The organism is Herbiconiux daphne (genome assembly GCF_024979295.1).
GTDB lineage: Bacteria > Actinomycetota > Actinomycetes > Actinomycetales > Microbacteriaceae > Herbiconiux > Herbiconiux daphnes.
Genome location: NZ_JANLCJ010000220.1, coordinates 1 through 904 on the forward strand (window position 1 = coordinate 1; position 904 = coordinate 904).

1 protein-coding gene is annotated in these 904 nt (G+C 38.4%); it reads right to left on the reverse strand.

What is annotated here, in order from left to right:
* Positions 1-112: 112 nt before the first annotated feature.
* Positions 113-904 (reverse strand): hypothetical protein (locus N1032_RS24230; RefSeq protein WP_259543038.1); only part of this gene is annotated, 792 nt, incomplete at its 5' end.

Below are 904 nucleotides of genomic sequence, written 5' to 3' on the forward strand. Positions count from 1 at the left end.
AATACCCGCCATCAGGAGATCTCCTTGTATAATTATTCATTACGGTGGGGAATTACCCCACCCATCTAATCGACGTACCGTATATATGAAAGCTTAGAAATATTTATTTACATTAATCTTTCAAATATGCGAATGCATCGATATTACTCTTACGTGAACCACCCATTTTGCTGATTACTGCTTTTTTCTTAGCTTCATCCACCGCTTCAGGAGCAGGTTTTGAGCCAGGTTTAACAACTTTGGACGGAGCGCCTGAACCAATACGTTTAACCTTAGCAGTTACTGTTTTCTTACCTTTCTCAAACTGAAGTGCTTTATGAAGCATTTTAAATAAGACAGGATCAGTGGATTCCATGATGTAATCTTTATCTGCACCATTAGCTACAGCAAAGTCCATCAGTTCTTCATACAATGATTTACTCCAACCTGGAATATCACGCTGAAGAATTTTACCAGCTTCGGTAGCTTCAGCAGCTTTAATTTTTGCAGTTTCTTCTGCAATAGCAGCTTCACGTTCTTCCATAGCGCTGATAATTTCTTTACGACGTTCAATGAAACGGTCTAAATACTCACGGTTTTCAACATAACCGGAAGGATCTTCGGATTTATAACGACCCCAATCGAAACCATTGTAATCTTCGATAGTGCGATCAGCTTCAAGTTTAGCCAACTCTAACAGACGACCAATGTCTTTAGATTTCTCAACAAACTCGTTCTGAGCTTCTTGGAATTCTGCGATGGCTGTATTCAGCTCATCATTATTTTTATAACCTTTAACTAATTCAGAAAGAGTTACTTCATCACCGGTTGGGAGAGTAATTTGATAATCTTCAAAATCAACTTCTTCACCATCTTCATCAGTGACTTCAATTTCACCTTCTTCATCAGAACCTTCTTCAGTTTC